Source organism: Mycobacterium sp. E3339 (assembly GCF_001666915.1).
In the GTDB taxonomy this organism is placed as follows: domain Bacteria; phylum Actinomycetota; class Actinomycetes; order Mycobacteriales; family Mycobacteriaceae; genus Mycobacterium.
The window spans coordinates 1-943 of record NZ_LZIZ01000043.1; the positions used below are offsets into that span (position 1 = coordinate 1).

At 75.3% G+C, this 943-nt stretch carries 1 protein-coding gene and 1 pseudogene; both read right to left on the reverse strand.

What is annotated here, in order from left to right; translation table 11 throughout:
• A partial coding sequence (locus tag A5702_RS03490; protein WP_068218299.1) for a DNA-formamidopyrimidine glycosylase family protein occupies positions 1-501 on the reverse strand: 501 nt, incomplete at its 3' end.
• Between the two features lie 13 nt (positions 502-514).
• Positions 515-943: pseudogene (locus tag A5702_RS03495) on the reverse strand (ATP-dependent helicase); the annotation flags it as partial.

Here is a 943-nt window from a genome sequence, read left to right on the forward strand (position 1 = left end):
ACACAGTTCGTTGCAATAGACGTTGCCGATCCCCGCCAGCACCCGCTGGTCGAGCAGCGCCTGGGCGAGCGGCCGGTCCGGCTGCGCCGCCAGGTTGGCGGCGGCGAGCGCGGCGTCCCAATCCTCGCCGAGTAGGTCGGGCCCCAGGTGCGCGACGGCGTCGCCGTCGTGGTCGCGTTCGAGGATCTCCAGCACGCCCAAATCCACGCCGACCGCGCGGACGGGGCCAGCCTCCAGGACGATTCGCGCCCGGTGGTCGACGCGCACCGGCCGCTCGCTTACCCGCCAGCTGCCGTCCATCTTCAGGTGCGAGTGGATGCTGGCCCGGCCTACCCGGATGAACAGGTGCTTCCCCCGGCTGAGCACCTCGTCGACGGCCTGCCCGGTGAGGTCGACGGTGGCGTACCGCGGGACGCGGACGTCGCAGCGCGTCAGGGTGCGGCCAACCAGGTGTTGGCGCAGGACGGCCGCGGTGTGCCAGACGGTGTCGCCTTCGGGCATGGCTGCCGCGGCCTTACCGGAGCCGGAGCCCGCGCGGTGTGCGGGCGAACCCGGCGTCGACGAGCCCGCCCAGCGCCTCCGAACCGGGCCCGCCGGGTTGCAGCGCCGGCGCGCCGTCGATGCGCTCGACCAAAATCGATGCCACGCGCCGCGAGGCGACCAGGTCGGCCAGCGCCGCGGCCGCCGCGCGGTGCGCCGCGGGGTCGTCGGTGAAAGTGAGCAGGGTCCGGCCGCCGCGCTCGAGGAACCAGGCCAGGTGACCGTCGACCAACACCACGAGGGCGCCGGCCTTGCGGCCCGGCCGCGCGCCCTCCGCGCCCGAGCCGGGCCACGGCAGCGCGGCGCCGTAGGGGTTGGCCGGGTCGGCGGCGGCCAGCACGACCGCCCGGTATTCCGGGCGCTCCGGGTCGATGCCCTCGCTGAAGGTGCGCAGCCGGTCGAC